This is a genomic window from Amycolatopsis sp. CA-161197, assembly GCF_050942255.1.
In the GTDB taxonomy this organism is placed as follows: domain Bacteria; phylum Actinomycetota; class Actinomycetes; order Mycobacteriales; family Pseudonocardiaceae; genus Amycolatopsis.
Window position 1 is genome coordinate 224,377 of record NZ_CP192059.1, and the last position, 19,386, is coordinate 243,762.

Genomic DNA, 19,386 nt, shown 5'->3' on the forward strand with positions numbered 1-19,386 from the left:
TGCGCAACGCGTGGTGGCGCGAGGAACAAACTGGAGTGGGGATGTCTGGACAACCGGCCGACCAACAGGTGCTGCTCGGACGGCCGACGGTCGGCGAGGAGGAGCTGGCGGCGGTCGCCGAGGTGTTCCGCTCGGGGTGGCTCGCCGGCGCCGGTCCCGCGTGCCGCCGCTTCGAGGAGCGGTTCGCGCAGGTCACGGGCACCACGCACGCCTTGACCACCAGCAGCTGCGGCGCCGCGCTGTTCCTCGGCCTCAAGGTGCTGGGCGTGCACCCGGGCGACGAGGTCATCGTCGGCGACTACACGTTCCCCGCCACCGGCCACGCCGTGCTGCAGGCCGGCGGCAAGCCCGTGTTCGCCGACATCCGGCCCGACATTTTCAGCGCCGACCCGGCCGCGATCGAAGCCCTGATCACGCCGCGCACGGTCGGCATCCTCGCCGTGGACGTCGCCGGTCTGCCGGGCGACTTCGACGAGTACCGGGCCATCGCCGACAAGCACGGCCTGTGGCTGTTCGAGGACGCCGCCTGCTCGGCCGGCGCCACCTACAAGACGCGCCCGGCCGGCAGCCTCGCCGACCTCGCCGCGTTCTCCTTCCACGGCCGCAAGGGCATCACCGCGGGCGAGGGCGGCGCGCTCGTGTCGAACCGCGAAGACCTCATCGCCCATGCGCGCAAGATGCACACCTACGGCATCGAGCCGGCCATCAGCCGCGAGGGCTCGGGCACGCTGCCGGTCCCCGAGTTCCACGAGCTGGGCTGGAACTTCCGCCTGTCGGACATCCAGGCCGCCATCATGGGCGTGCAGCTCGACCGGCTGCCCGACCTGCTCGCCGCCCGCCGGTCCGTGGCGAAGCGCTACCACGAGGCGTTCGCCGACGTCGACGCGCTGACCGCGCCCGCCGAGCTGCCCGACCGAGAACACCCGTGGCAGGCCTACCTGCTCACCGTCGCGCCCGAGGTCAGCCGCGACGCGCTGGCGCTGCGCATCCGTGAGCAGGGCGTGCAGTGCAACTTCGGGACGTACGCTTCACACCTTCAGCCGGTATACGGCGAGCAGCAGCCGCTGCCTGTCTCGGCTGACGCGTTCCGCCGGCAGCTGGCGATCCCGATGCATGCGGAGCTGACCGAAGCCGAGGTGGATCGTGTGGTGACGACCGTGCGCGAAGCCGTCAACGCCCTCAGCTGAAGCCCGAAAACCGTGACCGCCGACGACACCGCCGACCGAGGAGAGACCGCGACCATGTCCGAGAAGAAGGTGTTCTTCACCGGCGGCGGTGGGTTCATCGCCGCGCACGTCATCCCGCTGCTGCTGGACGGCGGGTACACCGTCCGCATCTTCGACAACATGACCCGCGGCGACCGGGCTCGCGTGAACGACTTCGTGGCCACCGGCAAGGTCGAGCTGGTCGAGAAGGACGTGCGGTACGGCGGCGCGGTGCGCGAGGCCATCCGCGGCTGCTCGCACGTGATCCACTTCGCCACGGTCTCGATCAACAAGTCGATCGCCGACCCGCACGAGTCGATCGACATCAACATGACCGGCAACCACAACGTCTTCGCCGCGGCCGCCGACGAGGGTGTCGAGCGTCTGGTCTTCGCGTCCACCGCCTCGGTCTACGGCGAACCCAAGCGCCTGCCGATGCACGAGGACGACGAGCTGCGCCCGCTCACGCCGTACTGCATCTCCAAGCGCGCCGGCGAGGACCTGCTGGGCTTCTACGAGCGCACCAAGGGCCTGTCCTGGAACGCGCTGCGCTTTTTCAACGTGTATGGCCCGGGCCAGAAGATCGAGGCCTACTACACGTCGGTGATCAACCACTTCATCCAGCGCCTGCGCGCCGGCCAGCCGCCGATCATCGACGGCCGCGGCGACCAGTCGATGGACTTCGTGCACGTGAGCGACCTGGCCCGCTCGGTCGTCGCCGCGCTGGAGTCGGAGCGGTCGAACCTGCCGATCAACATCGGCACCGGCGTCGACACCTCCATCGCCACGCTGGCGAAGATCCTCATCGAGGCCGTGGGCGTCGACGTGCAGCCGCAGTTCAACGAGCGCGACGTGCTCGTGTCCCGCCGCGCCGCGGACATCACGCGGGCGCGCGAAATGCTCGGCTGGGAGCCGACCATCACCGTCGAAGAGGGCATGCGGGCTTTGGTCAGGGATTCCGAGTGAATGCCACCGCGGGCCCGGCCCGAGGACGTGCGATGCGCATCGCGGTGGTGAACAACTTCTTCCCGCCCCGCGTGGGCGGCAGCGCCCACATGTCGGCGTCGCTGGCGGGCGAGTACGCGGCGGCCGGCCACGAGGTCCTTGCGATCACGGCGGCCTACGGCGACGCGCCGGCCGACGAGCAGCGCGACGGCTACCGCATCGTGCGGCTGCCCGCGGCAAAGATGCCGCAGCTCGGCCTGTCGATCGACTTCGACATGAGCTTCGCGTCGTTGAAGCCGGGCAACTGGCGGCGGCTGCGGAAGCTGCTCGACGAGTTCAAGCCCGACGCGGTGCACCTGCACGGCCAGTTCTTCGACCTGTCCTGGCTGGCCGGGTTCTACGCGCGGCGGCACAAGCTGCCGGTGCTGCTGACCATCCACACGCTCCTGATCAGCGACAACAAGCTGTACTCGCGCGTGTTCCGGATGCTCGACGCGGTGCTGGTCAAGCCGGTGCTGAAGTACATCCGGCCGCGCTACGTCATCCTCGACAAGCTCGGCGTGGACTACTGCGTCGCGCGCTACGGCACGAGCGACGCGAACTCCGAGTACTTCCCGATCGCCGTGGACACGGGCAACTTCGCCAAGCCGGTGACGAAGGACGTGCGCGCCGAGCTGGAGCTGGGTGACGGGCCGGTGATCGTGTCGCTCGGCCACGTGATCCCGCTGCGCAACCGGCTGCCCCTGATCGAGGCCCTGCCCGCGGTGCTCGAACGGCACCCGGGTGTGCGCGTGGTGATCGTCGGGCGCGTCTACCACGACGCGTTCCTCAAGCGCGCCGAAGAGCTCGGCGTGGCCGAAGCCCTGGTCGTGACAGGTGCGGTGCCGAAGGAAGACGTGCCGGCGTACTTCGCGGCGGCCGACATCGTGACCCACGACCTCAACGGCGGCTGCGGCACCGCGTCGCTCGAAGCGATGCTGTCCGGCACGGCCACCATCGCGTCCGTCACGGAGGACAACTACCCGGGCATCGAGCTGCGCAACGGCGAGAACATCCTGCTGGTACGCCCGGACGACGCCGAGGCGGTGGCGGAGACCGTGCTGTCGCTGCTGGACGACCCGGAGCTCCGCTCGCGGATCGCGCAGCGCGAAAGCGCCATGGTCCAGGCCAACTTCGGCCTCGACGTCGTGGCCGAGGAGCACCTGCGCGTCTTCACGAAACTGGTGGCGGACCACGATGTTCTTCGATGACGACCGCAGCAACCGCCTGCGGCCGATGATCCTGAACGACCTCGTCGCGCAGTACATGAACGATGCCGAACGGGCTCGTTTCTTCGGGCTGCCCGAGTCGTGCCGCGTGCGCGAGCGCGTGAAGATCGTGAGCCCCGAGAACCTCACCATGGGCGAGCACTGCTGGATCGGCGAAGGCGCGACCCTCGACGCCAGCGGCGGCCTGGAGATCGGCGAGCACACCAGCATCGGCCTCAACACGCTCATCTTCACGCACTCGAGCTGGCTCGCGAACATGACGCTGCAGAACCACTCCGGCAGCGACCTCATCGAGCGCAAACCCGTGAAGATCGGCAAGGGCTGCTTCATCGGCGGCCTCGTCGTCATCATGGCGGGCGTGACGATCGGCGACTTCGCCACCGTGCAGCCCAACTCGGTGGTCGCGAAGGACGTCCCACCGCGTACCCTCGTGGCCGGCAACCCCGCGCGCGTCTTCCAGCGCTACGACGAGGAGTACATCCAGTCCGAAGTGGACCGCGTCCGGGCGGAGAACGCCCGCCGCCGCGCACTGTCGGACGACGCCGGCGGCTGGGGCTCCCCGGCGGGCGACTTCAGCGGGTAGCGTTGAGGTGACCGGTGAACGCGGACGGTAGTTTTGATCACTGTCCGAGGGCACCAAGCGCACCGACCAGGTCACCAAGCAGCGAGCACTCCGGCAAAGTCGAGCTCGATGTCGCGGGTGTGCCCGTCGTGCTGGACCTGGACGCGCTCATCGCGGGTCGCGTGCAAAAGCTCTGGCGGCGGCAACCTCGCGTGCACCCAGCCGTCCCGTAGACGTGGAGATCGGGGGTACGCGGGTGGCGCGCAGTGACGACGAGTTCGTCGAGTTCGTGCGGGCCTCGTCGAGCCGGCTCACGCATGCCGCGTTCCTGCTGACCGGGGATCGCCACCAGGCCGAAGATGCCGCGCAGACCGCGTTCACCCGCACGTACGCCGCGTGGGCGCGGGTGCGCCGCAAGGACGCGTACGCGTATGCCCGGACGGTGCTGGTCAACCACGTGATCGACGGCTGGCGCCGCCCGCTGCGGGAATACGCCTCGGAGGAGGTGCCGGAGCGGCCGACGGGCCAGGACGTCGCGCAGGCGGTGACGCAGCGGGAGTGGCTGACGTCCGCGCTGGCGCGGCTGACGGGTCGCGAGCGGGCCGTGGTGGTGCTCCGGCACTTCTTCGACCTGCCGGAACAGGCGGTCGCCGATGAACTGGGCGTGTCGGTGGGTACCGTCAAGAGCACGAACTCGCGGGCGCTCGCGAAGCTGCGGGTGGACGCCGGGCCGGAAGACGTGCTGATCGGAGGGAGTGGGCGGTGAACGACCTCGACAAGCTGCGCGCCGCCTTGCGCGAACAGCCCGACCAGCCGTTCGCCGCGCCCGACCTGGGCCGGATCATCACCGAGGGCCGGCGCATCCGTCGTCGCCGCAGGATCGCCACGGGTGCGGGAGCGGCCGCCGCTGTGGCGGCCGTCGTCGGGATCGTGTTCGGGGCCGTCGCCCTGCGGACGCCGGCCGAGCCGGCGAAGGTGCCCGTCGCCGCGCCGCCGGCTCCGACGACCAGCGGCCCGCTCGCGTCTGACGGTGCTCGGCCGACCACCGCGCCACCGCCGAGCTCGGCGACCGACCAGCCGCCGACGTCAGCGATCCAGCCCTACGGCGACGTCATCCACACCGGCATCAAGACCGCCAGTGGCGAGCTCGTCTTCTACGCGACCAAGATCGACGACAACGCGGCCCTGACCGACGTCCACTTCGGCATCATGGCCGCGGTCCAGACCAACGGTGGCTACCGGTCGCTCTACGCCAGCAACGAGATCCGCGGCGCCGACCGCTCGTTCGGCTTCCACGCCACCGCGGGCGGCATGGAATCCGGCGGCACCTGGGTGCCCGTGTACGGCTACTTCTCCGGCCCCGCGGTGAAGATCGTCAGCACCGTGCACGGCAAGCCGGTGCTGGCGAAGACCGCTTCGTGGAGCGTCGACCCCAACGTGGTCGTGTTCTGGTTCGACCAGCGCGAAGTGCCCGACCCCGCCGTACTGACCCCGCTGGTCGCGTACGGCAAGGACGGCACCCGCCTCACCAAATGACTGCTAAGCCGCGGCCTGCGTCAGCACCTGCGCCACCACGTGGTGCGACGGCAGGATCAGGTCACGCTCCACGTCGGCGTCGATCTTGCCCTCGAGCAGGTCGAGGAAGCGCTCCAGCTGCGTGGCCAGCGGCTCGCGTGCGGTGACCAGCTCGGGGATCTCGATCACGGTCTGCTGCCGGTAGCCGAGGCCGTCCGGCGTCACGGAGTCGTGCGACACGTGCCGGTAGATCGTGACGTCGCGGCGCAGCAGGTCGATCTCGATCAGCCGGTCCAGTTCGGACACGACCAGTGACCGCACCTTGCGCTGGCCCAGCCGCGACGCGGACACCGTGGCCAGGCCGGTCGGGAACGACAGCACCGTCTCGATGGTGTCCTCCGCGCCCTCCACCGAGTTCGGGTGGAAGTAACCCGCGCCCGACGTGACGCGCGCCGGCGTGGCGCCGCCGAAGAACTGGATCGCCAGGTCGACGTCGTGCACCAGCAGGTCCCACGCGACGCCGGTCTTGATGCGCGGCGCGTACGGGCCGTGGCGGCGCGCCATCAGGTGCACCGGCTCGTTGACCAGCGCCCGGGCCGTCATCACGGCCGGGTTGTAGCGCTCGAGCAGGCCGCACATCAGCGGCACGTCCTTCTGCTCCGAGAGCGCCACGATGTCCTGCGACAGCTCGAGGCTGTTGCACACGGGCTTCTCGACGAGCATCGGCTTGCCCTGGCCGAGGATCTCCTGTGCGAGGTCGTAGTGCGCCTCCGTGGCCGACGCGAGCACCACGGCGTCCACATCGGACAGTGACCCGATCTCGGGCGTCCACTGGGTTTCGTAGCGCTCGGCGACGGTGCGGCCGGCTTCCTCGCGCGGGTCGATCACGCGGACGAGTTCCACGCGCTCGTTGGCCGCCAGCACGCGCGCGTGCAGCGAACCCATGTTGCCCGTGCCGATGAGGGCGATGCGGTGGGTCATGCGCCGAGCACCTCGCGAACCGTCTCGATGATCTTGTCGAGCTGCCCGTCGGTCAGGTGCGGGTGCACCGGCAGCGAAAGCGCCTGCGCCGCGACGGCCGAGGCGACCGGGAAGTCGCTCACGTCGGCGCCCGGGATCAGCGGGTGGCCGCGGTAGCAGTCGTAGTCGAACACGATCTTGGGGTAGTAGATCCCGTTGCCGATGCCGCGCTCGGTGAGCGCGGCGGCCAGCTCGTCGCGCGAGAGCATCGCGTGGGGGCCCACCAGCACGGTGTACTGGTGCCACACGTGCTCGCGGCCGGGCAGGACCTGCGGGATGTCGAGGCCCGGCGTGCCCGCCAGCCCCTCCGACAGCCGCTTCGCGTTGGCCTGGCGGGCCGCGGTGAGCTGGTCGAGCTTCTCCAGCTGCGGGATGCCCACGGCCGCGTGCAGGTCCGTCATCCGGTAGTTGTGGCCGGCCATCTCGTACTGGTAGCGGGCGCGCATGCCCTGGTTGCGCAGCACGCGCAGCTTGTCGGCCAGCACGTCGTCGTCCGTGGTGATCACGCCGCCCTCGGCGGTGGTCACGTTCTTCGTCGCGTACAGCGAGAAGCAGCCGATGCCGTACGAGCCGGCGGCGCGGCCCTCGAACGACGCGCCGACCGCCTGGGCCGAGTCCTCGATGATCCGCAGCTCGCGTTCCGCGGCGAGCGGGGCGAGCTTGCCCATGTCCGCCGTCTGGCCGTACAGGTGCACCGGCATCAGGACCTTGGTGCGGTCGGTGATGGCCGCGCCCACGGCGTCGGGGTCGATCGCGAAGTCGTCGCGCCGGATGTCGGCGAACCGGACGGTGGCGCCGGCCTCCAGGATCGCGTTCAGCGTCGCGACGAACGTGAACGGAGAGGTGATCACCTCGTCACCCGGTGCCAGGTCCAGCGCCTGCAGTGAGGCGACCAACGCGGTGGTGCCGTTGTTCACGGCGATGGCGTGCTTCGTGCCCGCGACGTGCGCGAAGGCGTCCTCGAAGCGCTTGACCATCGGCCCCTGTGCGATGGCGCCGGATCGCAGCACCTCGACGACGAGGTCTTCCGCGTCACGGACGTCGACCACGGTAATGGGGATCATCGGCAGTCTCTCTCGGCAGGCGATTTCGATGCGTCCGGTACAGTGCAGTGCGCTCAGGCCGCGAGGCCGGAGAGCCGCCGGTTCTGCGCCCGGCCGCCCTGCGTGAACGCGGGCCACACGTTACCGGGCGCCGCCGCCTGCCCCAGACCCCAGGCCGCTCGGACCCGACAGCGGCCACGAAACGGAACGGACGACCAGTGGCCAACCGGATCCACCCCACCGCGGTGATCGGCGAAGGTGTCGAGCTCGGCGACGACAACGTCATCGGACCGTACACGGTGATCGTCGGGCCGACCAGGATCGGCGACGGCAACTGGATCGGTCCGCACGTGACCATCGGCACGCCGGGCGAGGACCGCGGCGGCCCGCACCCCGTCGCGTGGGAGACGGCGCCGGCCGGTGATCCCGCGCTCGACGGCCACGGCGTGGTCGTCGGCAGCCGCAACCGCGTGCGCGAGTACACGAGCATCCAGCAGGGCACCTGGCGCGCCACGACCCTCGGCGACGAGTGCTACGTGCTGCGCGGCAGCCACATCGGCCACGACGTGCTGGTCGACGACCAGGTCACGCTCGCGTGCAACGTGCTGCTCGGCGGCCACACGCACGTGTGGTCGTTCGCGAACATCGGCATGAGCACGGTGGTCCACCAGGGCGGCAGCATCGGCCCCGGGGCGATGGTCGGCATGGGTTCGGCGGTCCGCCGCGAAGTGGGTGCGTTCACGATCACGGTGGGCAACCCGGCGCGCGCGACGGGCGTCAACGTCGTGGGCCTGTCCCGGCGTGGCCTGGACGAGGCCACCGTCGAAGCCCTCTCGCCGTGGGTGAAGGGCAAGGGCGACCTCCCGGCCGCCGGCCTGCCCGACGACCTCTCTACCTTGGTCAAGGCGTGGGACGCTCGCCCGCGCGACGAACACTAGGAGCTGTGAAGATGTCGGAAATCGCCCCCAAGCTTCGCGAGGTCTTCGTCGAGGCGCTGGACCTCGACGGCGACAGTGCCGAACTCGACGTCGAGAACCTGAAGTACCGCGACATCGAGGCGTGGGACTCCGTCGGCCACATGGCGCTCGTCGCGGCCATCGAGGACGAGTTCGACGTCGAGTTCGACACCGACCAGGTCATCGACATGTCGAGCTTCAAGGCCGCCGTGGACATGGTCACCGACTTGCGGTCCAAGAATGACTGACCTGACCGGTCGCGTCGCGCTCGTCACGGGTGGCACGCGGGGGATCGGGCTGGCCACCGTGCGCGCGCTCGTCGAAGCCGGCGCGACGGTGGTGCTGACCGGCCGCGACGAGGCCCGGGCGAAGGAGATCGCCGCCGAGGCCGGCGCCGCCGCCGGCCTGGCGCTCGACGTCACCGACGCCAAGGCGGTCTCGTCGCTGGTGCGCGGGGTGGCGAAGGAGCACGGCGCGCTCGACGTCGTGGTCGCCAACGCCGGGATCCTCGAAGACGCGCTGCTCGGCATGATCAGCGAGGACCTGGTCGACCGCATGCTGCGCACGAACGTCGGCGGCACGATCAACACCGTGCAGGCCGCGTCGCGGGTGATGAGCCGGCGCAAGTCCGGTGCGATCGTCGTGCTGGCCTCGATCGTCGGCGAGAACGGCAGCGCGGGCCAGACCGCGTACGCCGCTTCGAAGGCCGCCGTGGGCAACATCGCGCGGTCCGCCGCGAAGGAGCTGGGCCGGCACAACATCCGGGTCAACGCCGTCGCGCCCGGGGTCATCGAGACCGACATGACGTCCCACCTCGGCGAGAAGGTCATCGCCGGGCGCATCGAGGACACGGCGCTGGGCCGGCTCGGCAAGCCGGAAGAGGTCGCGAAGGCGATCCGCTTCCTGGTCAGCGACGAGGCGTCCTTCGTCACCGGACAGGTGCTGGGGATCGACGGAGGCTTGGTGCTGTGACGCTGTGGGGTGCGGGTGCCCGGCTGGTCGACGCGGCCGGGGGCCGCACGCTGGCGGGCGACGAGCTGGACGCGGAGGTCGCGCGCGTCGCGGCCGCGCTCGGTGAGCTGCCGGTGGGTGTGCTGTTCGCGCGGATGTCCGTCGACCTGGCGAGCGTGCTGCGGTACCTCGGCGCCGTCGAGGCCCACCGCGCGGTGGCGCTGATCGACCCGGCGCTCGACGCCGACGTGCTCGCGGGCCTGATCACGCGCTTCCGGCCCGCCGCCGTGCTGGCCGCGCCGGACGCCCCGGCGCCCGAGGGCTACACGGTGTCCGGCGAGAACTGGCTGCGCGAGTCGGCCGACGGCGTGAAACCGCACCCCGACCTCGCCGTGCTGCTGCCGACGAGTGGTTCCACCGGCAACCCCAAGCTCGTGCGCCTGTCGCGCAACGGTTTGCTCGCCAACGCCGAGGCCATCGCCGAGGTGCTGCACGTCGACGCCGACGAGATCGCCCCGACCTGCCTGCCGCTGCACTACAGCTACGGCCTTTCGGTGCTGAATTCGCACCTCGTGCGTGGCGCGACCGTGGTGATCGAAGCGTCCGGCGTGCTCGGCCGCGGATTCTGGGACGCGGTGAACGAGTACGGCATCACGTCGCTGTCCGGCGTGCCGTACCACTACGAAATGTTGCGGCGCCTCAAGTTCGACCCCGCGAAGTACCCGACGCTGCGCACGCTGACGCAGGCCGGCGGCAAGCTGCGCGACGAGCTCGTGGTGGAGTTCAACGACAAGATGCGCGCGGTCGGCGGCCGGATGTACGTGATGTACGGCCAGACCGAGGCCTCGCCGCGCATGACCACCGTGCCCGCCGAGCGCCTCGCCGACAAGATCGGCTCCGCCGGGCCGGCGCTGCCCGGCGGCGCGTTCTCCGTGCGCCGCGACGACGGGGTCGAGACCACACACCCCAAGATCGTCGGTGAGGTCGTCTACCGTGGCCCCAACGTGATGATGGGGTACGCCGACGACGAGGCCGGGCTGGCCGCGGACGACGAGTGCGGCGGGCTGCTCGCCACCGGCGACCTCGGGTACCTCGACGAAGAGGGGTACCTGTTCATCACCGGGCGGCTCAAGCGCATCGGCAAGGTGTTCGGCAACCGCGTGAGCCTCGACGACCTGGAGCAGGCCGTGCGCCAGGCCGCGGTGGGCATCGACGTGGTGGCGGCCGTGCCGGCCGGTGACAAGGTCGTGTTGTGGGCCGAGCTGCCCGAAGGCGACGGCGCGAAGGCGATCTGCAAGGACGCGTCGCGCGCGTTGTCGGAGCGGCTGCACCTGCACACCAGCGGGTTCGACGTGCGGCCGATCGACACGGTGCCGCTGCTGGCCAGCGGGAAGATCGACTACCGGTCGTTGGAAGGACGGGTATGAGTGTGTTCACGCGCTCGCAGGCCGAGCGGGAGGCGCTGCTGCTTCCCGAGCTCGCGGAGCTGACCGCGCACCACCGCGCGAGCTCCGAGGGCTACGACCGGATCCTGACGTCGCTCGGAATCGCGCCGAACGCGCCGTTCGCCACGATCGCGGACCTGCCGTGGCTGCCGGTGCGCATGTTCAAGACCCACGACCTCAAGTCCATTCCGGACGACGAGGTGTTCAAGACGCTCACGTCTTCGGGCACCACCGGCGCCGGCGCGTCGCGCATCTACCTGGACAAGGACGCGGCGGGCGCGCAGACCAAGCAGCTCGGCGCGACGCTGCAGGAGGTCCTCGGCGGCGAGCGGCTGCCGATGCTGATGGTCGACACCATCGGCATCATCAAGAACCGCCGCTCCTTCTCCGCGCGCGGCGCCGGAGTGCTGGGCATGGCCAACTTCGGCCGCAAGCACACGTACGTGCTCGACGAGAACGACCAGCCCGACGTCGAGGCGGTGAAGAAGTTCCTCGCCGAGTACGGGGACAAGCCGTTCCTGATCTTCGGGTTCACGTTCATGGTGTGGCTCTACCTCTACGAGGTGGCGCGCGACCACGGGCTGGACCTGTCGAACGGCATCCTCATCCACTCCGGTGGCTGGAAGAAGCTCATCGACCGCGCCGTGGACAACACCGAGTTCCGCCGTAGGTTCAAAGAGGACACCGGCCTGACTCGGATCCACAACTACTACGGGATGATCGAGCAGATCGGCACCGTGTTCCTCGAAGGACCGTCGGGGAACTCCCTGTACTGCCCGGATTTCGCCGACGTCGTGATCCGAGACCCGGAGACGTGGCAGGAGCAGCCGGTGGGCAAGCCGGGCGTGATCGAGGTCGTCTCGACGCTGCCGCGGTCCTACCCCGGGCACGTGCTGCTGACCGAGGACCTCGGTGTGTACAACGGCATCGACGACGGTGACTGGCCCGGCAAGCACTTCTCCGTACTGGGACGGCTCCCGAAGGCCGAGGCACGGGGTTGTTCGGACACGTTCTCGGGGGCTGCCGCATGACTTCGCTGGAGCAGCGGTTCCCGATCGCGGAGCCGGTCGAGGTCGGTGCGCTGCTGGACGAGGTACGTCTCGAGCCTGAGGGCGGCCGGCTGACCGTCGGCGACCCGCGCGTGGTCGAGTTCGTCACGAAGTTCGCGCGCAAGCTTCTCGCGCCCGCCCTTGCCCGCCGCTACCCGGAGCTGGCCTCGCTGGGTTTCTTCCTGCGCAAGGGAGAGCTCGCGAAAGCACTGTCTACTTTGGAAACCACGGGCGACTCGCTGCGGTTCCCGCGCGGGCTCGTGTTCCACGTGCCGCCGGCCAATGTGGACACGATCTTCGTGTACTCGTGGGCCCTTTCGGCGCTCGCGGGGAACTCGAACGTCGTGCGTGTGTCGTCGCGCTCGGCCGGGGCGGCCGAGGCCGTGCTGGAAGCGCTGAACGCGGCGCTCGACGACGTCTCCCCGGAGTCGGCGGCGATCATCCGCGCGACGCAGCGCATGGTCACCTACGACCGCAGCGACGAGGTCAGCGGCGCGTTGTCGCTGGCCGCCGACCTGCGCGTGATCTGGGGTGGCGACGGTTCCGTCGCCGCGCTGCGCAAGTACCCGCTGGCGCCGCACGCGCGTGACCTCACGTTCCCGGACCGCTCGTCGTTCGCCGTCGCGTCGGTGCGCGGCTGGCAGGAAGCCACGCCCGAGCAGCGGCGGGGCGCGGCCGAGGGGTTCTACAACGACTCGTACTGGTTCGACCAGGCCGCGTGCTCGTCGCCGAGGGCGGTGTTCTGGGTCGGCGACGCGGCCGGCGCGAAGGCCGCGGGCGAGGAGTTCCGGACGCTGCTGGCGTCGGTGCTCGAGGCCAAGCAGCACGTGACCGAGCCGGCGATGGCCGTGCAGAAACGCGTGTCTGCCTACGGCGCGGCCGTCGACGGGCTCGTGTCCGCGATCTCGTTCGACGGCAACTCGCTGGCGACGCTGGAGCTCGCCGACGCCACCGTGATGCCGCGCGAGTGGCTCGGCGCGGGCACTTTCGCCAACGCGCACCTCGCCTCGTTGGGTGAACTCGTGCCACTGGTTCTGCGCAAGGACCAGACCGTGGCCCAGTTCGGTTTCACCCGCGACGAGCTGGTGAAATTCGTGACGGAGCTGGCCGGACGCGGGGTCGATCGGGTGGTGCCGTTCGGCTCGGCCTTGACGTTCGCGGGCGTCTGGGACGGTTACGATCTGCTTGCCGAGTTCAGCCGTCTGGTCACGGTACAGGCCTGACCAGCGGTGACGAGTCAGTGTTGCGCTGTGAGGAGACTGGTCAATGACGACCGTTCGAACGCCTGAGGAGGACTCGCCGGCTCCTTCGCAGCCGAAGAAGGCGGCGAAGTCGACCAAGGCCAAGATCCTCGACGTGGTGCGGTGGCTCGCGATCGTGCTCGTGGTGGTCTTCGCGGCCAAGGCGCTCACGGACAACTGGACCGAGTTCTGGCACACGCTGTCCGATGTGGCCTGGCAGTCGTCGGTGCTCAGCCTCGTCGCGCTGGTACTGGCGATCATGGTGTCGACCTGGGGCTGGCAGGTCCTGGTCGACGACCTCGGCAAACCCGTCGGCTACATCCGCGGCGCGCAGATCTGCCTGGTCGGCTCCCTCGGCAAGTACGTGCCGGGTTCGGTGTGGGCGTACCTGCTGCAGATGGAGCTCGGCCGGAAGGCCGGGCTCGCCCGCGCCCGGATTTTCACCGGCTCGCTGATCCAGCTGGGCGTCGGCGTCGTGTCGGCGCTGGTCGTGTCGCTGCTGGCCGCGCCGGCGGTGTTCAGCAACAGCCCGCGCGCGATGTGGCTGTTCGTGCTGATTCCCGTCGGGTTGGCGCTGCTGCACCCGCGCGTGCTGACCTGGGGCACCTCGCTGGTGCTTCGCGTGCTCCGCCGCCCGCCCCTCGAACGCCCCCTGACCTGGGGTGTTGTGCTCAAGACCTTCGGCGCTTCGACGCTGGCCTGGGTCCTGCAGGGCGTCCACCTGTGGCTGCTGGCCAACTCCGTCGGCGCGCCGGGCTTCAACGGCCTCGTGCTGTGCGTCGGCGCGATGGCCGTCGCGATGACCGTGGGGACCTTCGCCTTCATCCTGCCCAGCGGCATCGGCGTCCGCGAGGTGGCCCAGGTCGCCGTCCTCACGGCCAGCGGCCTCACGGTCGGCCAGGCCACCGCCTTCGCCGTGGCCTCGCGGGTCATGTTCACCGTCGCGGACCTCCTCACGGCGGGCGGCACCGCGGGTGCCGCCTGGCTGTCGAGCCGCCGCCTGAAGGTCGTCGCCGGCTGAGGCTTCAGCTCTTGATCCGGTAGATCACCGCGTCCGAGTTCCGGTACACCTGCTGCAGGAACGGCAGCTGGGCGATTCCCACGAGGCCAGGCGACGTGTACGGCGGGTCCGGCGGCGCCGCGGGCTTGCCCAGGAACACCCAGTGGATGTTCAGCCGGGCCACGGCGGCGCGGACCTGCGGGTTCGTCTCGTACTCCTTGAAGTGCCGGGCCAGCAGCAAGGCGTCCGACGGAGGCGCGGTGCCGTCGTCGTGGGCGGCGACCGTGCGGACACCCGAGAGCGCGTAGGTCCAGACCGAGCCGTCGAGCCGGTCGTTCATGACCCATTGACCCGCCGGCACGAGGTGGCCGAGCTCGACCATCGCGGCTTCCTCGTCCGGCGTGATGTTCTGGTTGTGGGGGTCGGGCGAGCGGTAGCCGGACGCGAGGCGATCGCCGTTGGTCGTCGCGTACAGGCCCTTCGTGACGCCCACGAAGCCCAGCAGCACCAAAACCGCCAGAATCACCGCGGGTACGCGCGGGGGCAGGTGCTCGCTGATCCAGGCCTGCAGCGACGCGACACCGTGGCCCGCGATGAACGCCAACGGCACGATCGCCATGGAGATGAACCGGTACGGGTCGTCCCACCACGGCCGGGCCAGCGCCATCACCAGCGGCGCGTTCGACGACGAGACGGCCGCGTACGCGAGGCCGCTGATCAGCGCGGTCACCCCGACCCAGCGCAGGTCACCGAGGCGGCGGAAGAAGATGAAGCCCAGCAGCAGCGCGGCCGAGAGCCACAGCTGCGGGTGCGGCTCCCAGTGCTGGAACCCGAGCAGCGCGCCGATCGCGTTGGTCGCGCGCCACTCGCTCGGCCAGCCGAGGTAGGGCACGCCGCCGTTGGCCAGGCCGAGGGCGCCGAACAGCTGCAGCCACGCCACCAGCACGGACAACACCGCGATCGGCAGCAGCGCGAGCAGGTCGTGGCCGAATCGCCGCCAGCGCTCGCCCGGCGAAACCCAGCGCTGGAGCAGCAGCGGGCCGGCGAACAGAACCGCGCCGAACAACGTCGACGAGTGGATGCACAACAGCCCGACGGCCGACACGAGCAGCAGGAAACCCGTGTCCGGCGCGACGCGATCGAGGTAGCGCCGAAGCACCACCGCCGCGAGCGGCGTGAGGGCCAGCCCCAGCAGGAACGGGTACAGCGGCCCGCGGCTCATCGACTCGTACGTGCTCATCACCGGCGCCGCCGACGCGAGCGCCGCCGCGCCGGCCAGCACCGCGCGGCCGCGGAATTCGCGTACCAGCACGACCAGCGACAGGGCCAGAAGTCCCGGCAGCAGCACGGTGTTCACGTCGAGCGTCTGCGGGATCGATCCGCCGCTGAGCGTGTACTGGAGGGCTGCGAGCAGGTGGTAGGCGTTGGGGTAGAAGGGCGGCTTGCCGTCGCCGTACCAGTTGAGCGTGCCCATGCCGAAGAGGCTGCCGTCGCCGGTGGTGGCGATGTAGCGCACGCCGTTGGCCGCGTACGGCGCGTCACCGCCCTGCGCGATCGCGCCGAGGTGACCCATGCCGCGCACCGCGGCGTAGAACCCGAGCCCGGTCGCCAGTAGCAGGCACGCGATCACGCCCCACTGCCCGCGCGCGGACCACACCCGCGGTTCCGCCACCGGCGGCCACCGCCGCACCGTCAGCCGCCTCAGTCCGAACGCGACAGCCACGAAAACCACAGTGGTCAAGCAGAACGTGAGCGTGTTGAACGGCAGCCCCATCGCCGCGGTCCACGGCCCCGCGAGGCCGGCGATCGCGTAGCTCAGCAGCGGCGTCAGCCCGACCAGCACCCAGCCGCGCAGCCCCGCAGCGAGGCCGGTCAGCACCCCCGGCACGCCGAGCACGAGCAGCAGGACGGCAAAACTCGCCACATCGGACAACAGCGTGGGTTCGCTCGGCAACAGACTTCCTCGGCTGTGACGGATCCGCTTGGTACCCCCGGGTGGCGGATCGGAATCGGAGTCACAGATTAGCGGGCCCGATATACACCCGAACGGCTTATGTCCGGGAAGCGTAGTGAAGCGATTGACTGGACTGTGTGAAGTGACGACCGGAACCGCCCGACAACGCGGTGAATTCCGGTCAATCGCTCACCCGAAAGCGGGGTTTCGCCGCGGGGATTCACCGTGGCCGCAGGTGGGCAGCGGGGTGGCGGCCGGTGGGGACCGGCCGGGGGCTGGAGGCGGGGGGTCGCGTGGTCTACGCGGTCGTGGGGGGCTGGCTGGTGCTGGGCGCGCTGGTCGTCTTGACCTGGCGCCGGATCGCCACCGACGCCGGGTGGCGGGCGTTCGTGGTGGTGCTCGTGCTCGCGTTTTCGCTGCTGCACCAGCTGTTGTTCGCCACCGTGACCGAAGACGCGCTCGTCACCTTCCGTTATGCCCAGAACATCGCCGACGGCAACGGGCCCGTGTTCAATCCCGGTGACCGGAACGAGGGTTACGCGAATTTCCTGTGGCTCGTGGTGATCGCGTTGCCGCGCGCGGCATTCGGTGCGGATATCGCGACGGCGGCCGTTGTGCTGGGTGTCGCCGCGACGTTGGGATGTGTTCTCCTCGCGTACTTCCTCACCAATCGCATCGTGCGCCTGGCGCTGCCGGAAGGCGCCCAGGTGCAGCCCGCGATCGGGGTCGCCGCCGCCGTGCTGACGGCCGGCGCGAGCGGCCTCGCCGTGTACGGGCCGTCGGGCACCGAGCTGCCGATGTTCGTGCTGCTGGTGCTGGCCGTGGCCAACGCGCTGGTCGCCCGCCGGTCCGTGGTGGCGGGTGTGCTCGTGGCGGCCGCGGTGATGACGCGACCGGAAGGCTTGGTGCTCGCCGTCGTCGCCGGGGTGTGGCTGGCGCTCGCCGCCTCGCGCGGCCGGCACAACTGGTGGACGCCGGCCGGGTACGTGCTGGGCGCGCTGGTGTTCCTCGTGCCCTGGACGGCCTGGCGCGCCACGTACTACCACCATTTCCTGCCCGACTCCGCCGTGCGTGTGCTCGGCCCCGACTGGCATTACCTCGCGGGATTTTCCTTGGCGCACCTGGGTTTTCTGGTGCTCGCCGGCGCCGCTGTGGTGGGGTTGCTCGCGTTCCGCACGCCTGAACGTGCGGAAGAACCACGCTCGGCGCTGTGGCTGCTGTTCGCGTTGGCTTTGTGCTTCACGGTTTTCGTGGTCGTGCTCGACGGTGACACAGGCCCGTCGTGGCGGCTGCTGGTGCCCGTTCCGCCGCTGCTGGCCGTGGCTTCGGTGGGCGCGTACGGCGTGTTGACGGCCGCGAACCCGTCGCCGAAGCCGCGCACGGTGTCGCTGCTGGTGCCGGTGGTGGCGGCCGTGCTGACCGGATTCGCGGTACTCGTTTCGGTGGTGAGCCCGGACGTGCTCAAGAGCGTGCGGGCGTGGCACACGGACAGCGCGCAGCTCGCGGAAGTCGGCGACTGGCTGGCTTCGTACCTGCCGCCGGGCTCCGTGGTGAGCGCCGCCGCGCCGGGCGCCATCGCGAGCCGCGCGGGCTCGCGGCTGCTGGTGGGCACCGACCTGATGCGCGCGACGCTCGCCGTGCCCGAGGAATCCGGTTACGCCAAGAGCCAGCACTGCGCCGACGACACCCGGGCCTGGTACCGCGTCGCGACGTTCCACCGCATCGGCACGCCGTTCTGGATCTCCGTGTACCCGCGGGCCGACGAAGCGAGCCTGCTCATCGACTACCTCGATCGAGCGCCGGACTTCCAGTACGTATCGTGCCCGGGATGACGGTGACGCGCCGGTCCACGGCCCTCGGGCTCGGGGTCTTCGGCGTGTCCTTGGCCGTGTTGCTGGTGCGGTTCCTCGTGCCGCGCCCGGTGTCCATGTCCGACAACGGCGACGGCTTCCGCGTGCTGTGCGGTGCCGGGATCAAGTGGATCAGCAAGCCGGAAAAGTACGTCCACCTGGTGTACGCGGCGACACCCGGCGGCTGCGATCCGACGTATCAGCTGAGCCAGAGCTGGCTCGCCCGCCTGGCGGTGGCGTTCGGTTCGCACTCGGAGCTGAGCCTCGTGGTGCTCGGCGTGATTTCCTCGGTTCTCGCCGCGGCCGCGGTGGCCCTGGTGGTGGTCGGGTTGCCGTACGGCTTGCGCGTGCGGTTGCCGGTGGCCGTGGGGCTGTTGCTGGTGGTGGCGGATTCGGCGTTCTTCGGCTATTTCTCGTCGACTTTGGGCGAGGGGACGGCGTTTCTCGGCATTTTGCTCGCCGTCGGCGGCCTGCTGCTGATGGGGCGGCGGTGGCTCGCCGCCGGTGCGGTGGTGACCGTCGTCGGCGGGTTGATGGCGGTGAACGCCAAGGTGCAGACGTTGATGATCTTGCCGTTGCTGGTCATCGCGGTGCTGCTGGTGACGCGTTCTCGTTGGCTGCCGGGGATTCTCGTGGTTCTCGCGCTGGCCGGCGGGACTTGGTGGGCCCAGTCCGAGGTCACCCCGGCCGTCGCTCCGGACGGCACGGCGTCCGCGCGCCCCGGCGACGACTCGCGCGAGATCAACGTGGTGAACACGGTGTTCCTGAACATCATCGACGGCCACCACGACACCGCCGCCGACCTGGCGTCGCTCGGCCTGCCGGCATCGTTCGGCCAGTACGCGGGCAACGGTTGGTGGCACCCGCATCCCGTGACGCTGGATCCGCAGTACGCGCAGTACCGCGACCGCTTGAGCCGGCGCAACGTCGTGAAGTGGTTCGCCGCCCACCCGGACCGCACCCTGGGCATCCTCCACCGCGCGGCCGGCGACTTGCTCACGGCGCGCCCTCCGTACCTGGCCTCCTTCGACGCTTCGGCCGGCCTGCCGGCGGGGGCACAGGAGTACCGGGTGCCTGTGTGGTCCGGGTTGAGCGGGCTGCTGGCGCCCCTGGGCTCGTTTGCTTTGCTGCCGCTGTGGCTCTTGATCGGCTGGCGCGCGTGGCGACACCGGCGGGCCGCGCTGGGCGTGGCCCTCGCGCTCCTGCTGACGACTTCGGTGGGCCAGTTCGTCCTGGCTGCGCTGGGTGATGGGATCGAGAATGTGAAGCACCAGGTCGTGGCGTTGTTCTGCCTGCTGGTGGCGGTGGTCCTCGGCTGCTGCCCGGCGGTGGCGAAAGTTCCCGAATGACGGGTTTCGTGCCGACGATCACTTTGAGTAGCC

18 protein-coding genes are annotated in these 19,386 nt (G+C 70.2%); 15 read left to right on the plus strand and 3 right to left on the minus strand.

Annotation, left to right across the window (positions count from 1 at the left end):
• Positions 1-41: 41 nt before the first annotated feature.
• The 6 genes from ACQPXB_RS01080 to ACQPXB_RS01105 all read left to right on the plus strand — a co-directional run bounded on the left by ACQPXB_RS01080 (position 42) and on the right by ACQPXB_RS01105 (position 5,516).
• On the plus strand, positions 42-1,187 hold the full coding sequence (locus tag ACQPXB_RS01080) for a DegT/DnrJ/EryC1/StrS family aminotransferase (protein WP_432849145.1): 1,146 nt from the start codon (positions 42-44) through the stop codon (positions 1,185-1,187).
• A 54-nt stretch (positions 1,188-1,241) separates the two neighbouring features.
• Positions 1,242-2,171, plus strand: a complete 930-nt coding sequence (locus ACQPXB_RS01085) for an NAD-dependent epimerase/dehydratase family protein (protein ID WP_366577163.1) — start codon at positions 1,242-1,244, stop codon at positions 2,169-2,171.
• A gap of 32 nt (positions 2,172-2,203) precedes the next feature.
• A complete protein-coding gene (locus ACQPXB_RS01090) occupies positions 2,204-3,400 on the plus strand; it encodes a glycosyltransferase family 4 protein (RefSeq protein WP_432849146.1) in 1,197 nt (398 codons plus the stop codon).
• The gene (locus ACQPXB_RS01095; protein ID WP_366577166.1) at positions 3,387-4,001 is read left to right on the plus strand and encodes an acyltransferase; all 615 of its coding nucleotides are present in this window, start codon (positions 3,387-3,389) and stop codon (positions 3,999-4,001) included. The genes ACQPXB_RS01090 and ACQPXB_RS01095 overlap by 14 nt, the downstream gene beginning before the upstream one ends.
• A 235-nt stretch (positions 4,002-4,236) precedes the next feature.
• Positions 4,237-4,746, plus strand: a complete 510-nt coding sequence (locus ACQPXB_RS01100; RefSeq protein WP_366577168.1) for a SigE family RNA polymerase sigma factor — start codon at positions 4,237-4,239, stop codon at positions 4,744-4,746.
• Positions 4,743-5,516, plus strand: coding sequence for a hypothetical protein (locus ACQPXB_RS01105; protein WP_432849147.1), 774 nt, complete (start codon positions 4,743-4,745; stop codon positions 5,514-5,516). The genes ACQPXB_RS01100 and ACQPXB_RS01105 overlap by 4 nt, the downstream gene beginning before the upstream one ends.
• A 3-nt stretch (positions 5,517-5,519) precedes the next feature.
• Here the strand turns inward: ACQPXB_RS01105 and ACQPXB_RS01110 are convergent, their stop codons facing one another.
• Together ACQPXB_RS01110 and ACQPXB_RS01115 are read right to left on the minus strand one after the other, a co-directional pair.
• Positions 5,520-6,476, minus strand: a complete 957-nt coding sequence (locus ACQPXB_RS01110) for a Gfo/Idh/MocA family protein (protein WP_366577172.1) — start codon at positions 6,474-6,476, stop codon at positions 5,520-5,522.
• Positions 6,473-7,579, minus strand: coding sequence for a DegT/DnrJ/EryC1/StrS family aminotransferase (locus ACQPXB_RS01115; RefSeq protein ID WP_386943620.1), 1,107 nt, complete (start codon positions 7,577-7,579; stop codon positions 6,473-6,475). The genes ACQPXB_RS01110 and ACQPXB_RS01115 overlap by 4 nt, the downstream gene beginning before the upstream one ends.
• A gap of 197 nt (positions 7,580-7,776) precedes the next feature.
• On the opposite strand from ACQPXB_RS01115, the gene ACQPXB_RS01120 reads away from it, so the two are divergent.
• Genes ACQPXB_RS01120 through ACQPXB_RS01150 form a run of 7 tightly spaced genes read left to right on the plus strand, consistent with a single transcriptional unit; the run spans position 7,777 to position 14,221 of the window.
• A complete protein-coding gene (locus ACQPXB_RS01120; protein WP_366577176.1) occupies positions 7,777-8,496 on the plus strand; it encodes a UDP-N-acetylglucosamine acyltransferase in 720 nt (239 codons plus the stop codon).
• Positions 8,497-8,507: 11 nt separating this feature from the next.
• Positions 8,508-8,762: an acyl carrier protein gene (locus ACQPXB_RS01125; protein WP_432849148.1), complete on the plus strand. Its 255-nt coding sequence runs from the start codon at positions 8,508-8,510 to the stop codon at positions 8,760-8,762.
• Positions 8,755-9,486, plus strand: a complete 732-nt coding sequence (locus ACQPXB_RS01130; RefSeq protein WP_366577180.1) for an SDR family NAD(P)-dependent oxidoreductase — start codon at positions 8,755-8,757, stop codon at positions 9,484-9,486. The genes ACQPXB_RS01125 and ACQPXB_RS01130 overlap by 8 nt, the downstream gene beginning before the upstream one ends.
• Positions 9,483-10,892, plus strand: coding sequence for an AMP-binding protein (locus ACQPXB_RS01135; protein ID WP_386943615.1), 1,410 nt, complete (start codon positions 9,483-9,485; stop codon positions 10,890-10,892). Before ACQPXB_RS01130 ends, ACQPXB_RS01135 begins: the two co-directional genes overlap by 4 nt.
• Complete coding sequence (locus ACQPXB_RS01140) at positions 10,889-11,941, plus strand: acyl-protein synthetase (protein ID WP_432849149.1); 1,053 nt, start codon at positions 10,889-10,891, stop codon at positions 11,939-11,941. Before ACQPXB_RS01135 ends, ACQPXB_RS01140 begins: the two co-directional genes overlap by 4 nt.
• A complete protein-coding gene (locus ACQPXB_RS01145; protein WP_432849150.1) occupies positions 11,938-13,182 on the plus strand; it encodes an acyl-CoA reductase in 1,245 nt (414 codons plus the stop codon). The genes ACQPXB_RS01140 and ACQPXB_RS01145 overlap by 4 nt, the downstream gene beginning before the upstream one ends.
• 43 nt (positions 13,183-13,225) lie before the next feature.
• Positions 13,226-14,221, plus strand: a complete 996-nt coding sequence (locus tag ACQPXB_RS01150) for a lysylphosphatidylglycerol synthase transmembrane domain-containing protein (RefSeq protein WP_366577188.1) — start codon at positions 13,226-13,228, stop codon at positions 14,219-14,221.
• Between the two features lie 4 nt (positions 14,222-14,225).
• Here ACQPXB_RS01150 and ACQPXB_RS01155 read toward each other — a convergent pair whose 3' ends face one another.
• Positions 14,226-16,154: a DUF6541 family protein gene (locus tag ACQPXB_RS01155; protein WP_432849151.1), complete on the minus strand. Its 1,929-nt coding sequence runs from the start codon at positions 16,152-16,154 to the stop codon at positions 14,226-14,228.
• 293 nt (positions 16,155-16,447) lie between these two features.
• On the opposite strand from ACQPXB_RS01155, the gene ACQPXB_RS01160 reads away from it, so the two are divergent.
• Positions 16,448-17,986, plus strand: coding sequence for a hypothetical protein (locus ACQPXB_RS01160; RefSeq protein WP_432857211.1), 1,539 nt, complete (start codon positions 16,448-16,450; stop codon positions 17,984-17,986).
• Positions 17,983-19,353 (plus strand): hypothetical protein, encoded by a 1,371-nt coding sequence (locus ACQPXB_RS01165; RefSeq protein ID WP_432849152.1) that lies wholly within the window; start codon positions 17,983-17,985, stop codon positions 19,351-19,353. Before ACQPXB_RS01160 ends, ACQPXB_RS01165 begins: the two co-directional genes overlap by 4 nt.
• Positions 19,354-19,386: the final 33 nt, after the last annotated feature.

What these genes read in the sequence shown, in the direction of transcription:
- ACQPXB_RS01095 (WP_366577166.1), top strand. Translation starts at nt 3,387, where the DNA reads ATGTTCTTCGATGACGACCGCAGCAACCGCCTGCGGCCGATGATCCTG.
- ACQPXB_RS01140 (WP_432849149.1), top strand. Translation starts at nt 10,889, where the DNA reads ATGAGTGTGTTCACGCGCTCGCAGGCCGAGCGGGAGGCGCTGCTGCTT.
- ACQPXB_RS01090 (WP_432849146.1), top strand. Translation starts at nt 2,204, where the DNA reads ATGCGCATCGCGGTGGTGAACAACTTCTTCCCGCCCCGCGTGGGCGGC.
- ACQPXB_RS01165 (WP_432849152.1), top strand. Translation starts at nt 17,983, where the DNA reads ATGACGGTGACGCGCCGGTCCACGGCCCTCGGGCTCGGGGTCTTCGGC.
- ACQPXB_RS01145 (WP_432849150.1), top strand. Translation starts at nt 11,938, where the DNA reads ATGACTTCGCTGGAGCAGCGGTTCCCGATCGCGGAGCCGGTCGAGGTC.
- ACQPXB_RS01080 (WP_432849145.1), top strand. Translation starts at nt 42, where the DNA reads ATGTCTGGACAACCGGCCGACCAACAGGTGCTGCTCGGACGGCCGACG.
- ACQPXB_RS01125 (WP_432849148.1), top strand. Translation starts at nt 8,508, where the DNA reads ATGTCGGAAATCGCCCCCAAGCTTCGCGAGGTCTTCGTCGAGGCGCTG.
- ACQPXB_RS01115 (WP_386943620.1), bottom strand. Translation starts at nt 7,579, where the DNA reads ATGATCCCCATTACCGTGGTCGACGTCCGTGACGCGGAAGACCTCGTC.
- ACQPXB_RS01110 (WP_366577172.1), bottom strand. Translation starts at nt 6,476, where the DNA reads ATGACCCACCGCATCGCCCTCATCGGCACGGGCAACATGGGTTCGCTG.
- ACQPXB_RS01085 (WP_366577163.1), top strand. Translation starts at nt 1,242, where the DNA reads ATGTCCGAGAAGAAGGTGTTCTTCACCGGCGGCGGTGGGTTCATCGCC.
- ACQPXB_RS01130 (WP_366577180.1), top strand. Translation starts at nt 8,755, where the DNA reads ATGACTGACCTGACCGGTCGCGTCGCGCTCGTCACGGGTGGCACGCGG.
- ACQPXB_RS01150 (WP_366577188.1), top strand. Translation starts at nt 13,226, where the DNA reads ATGACGACCGTTCGAACGCCTGAGGAGGACTCGCCGGCTCCTTCGCAG.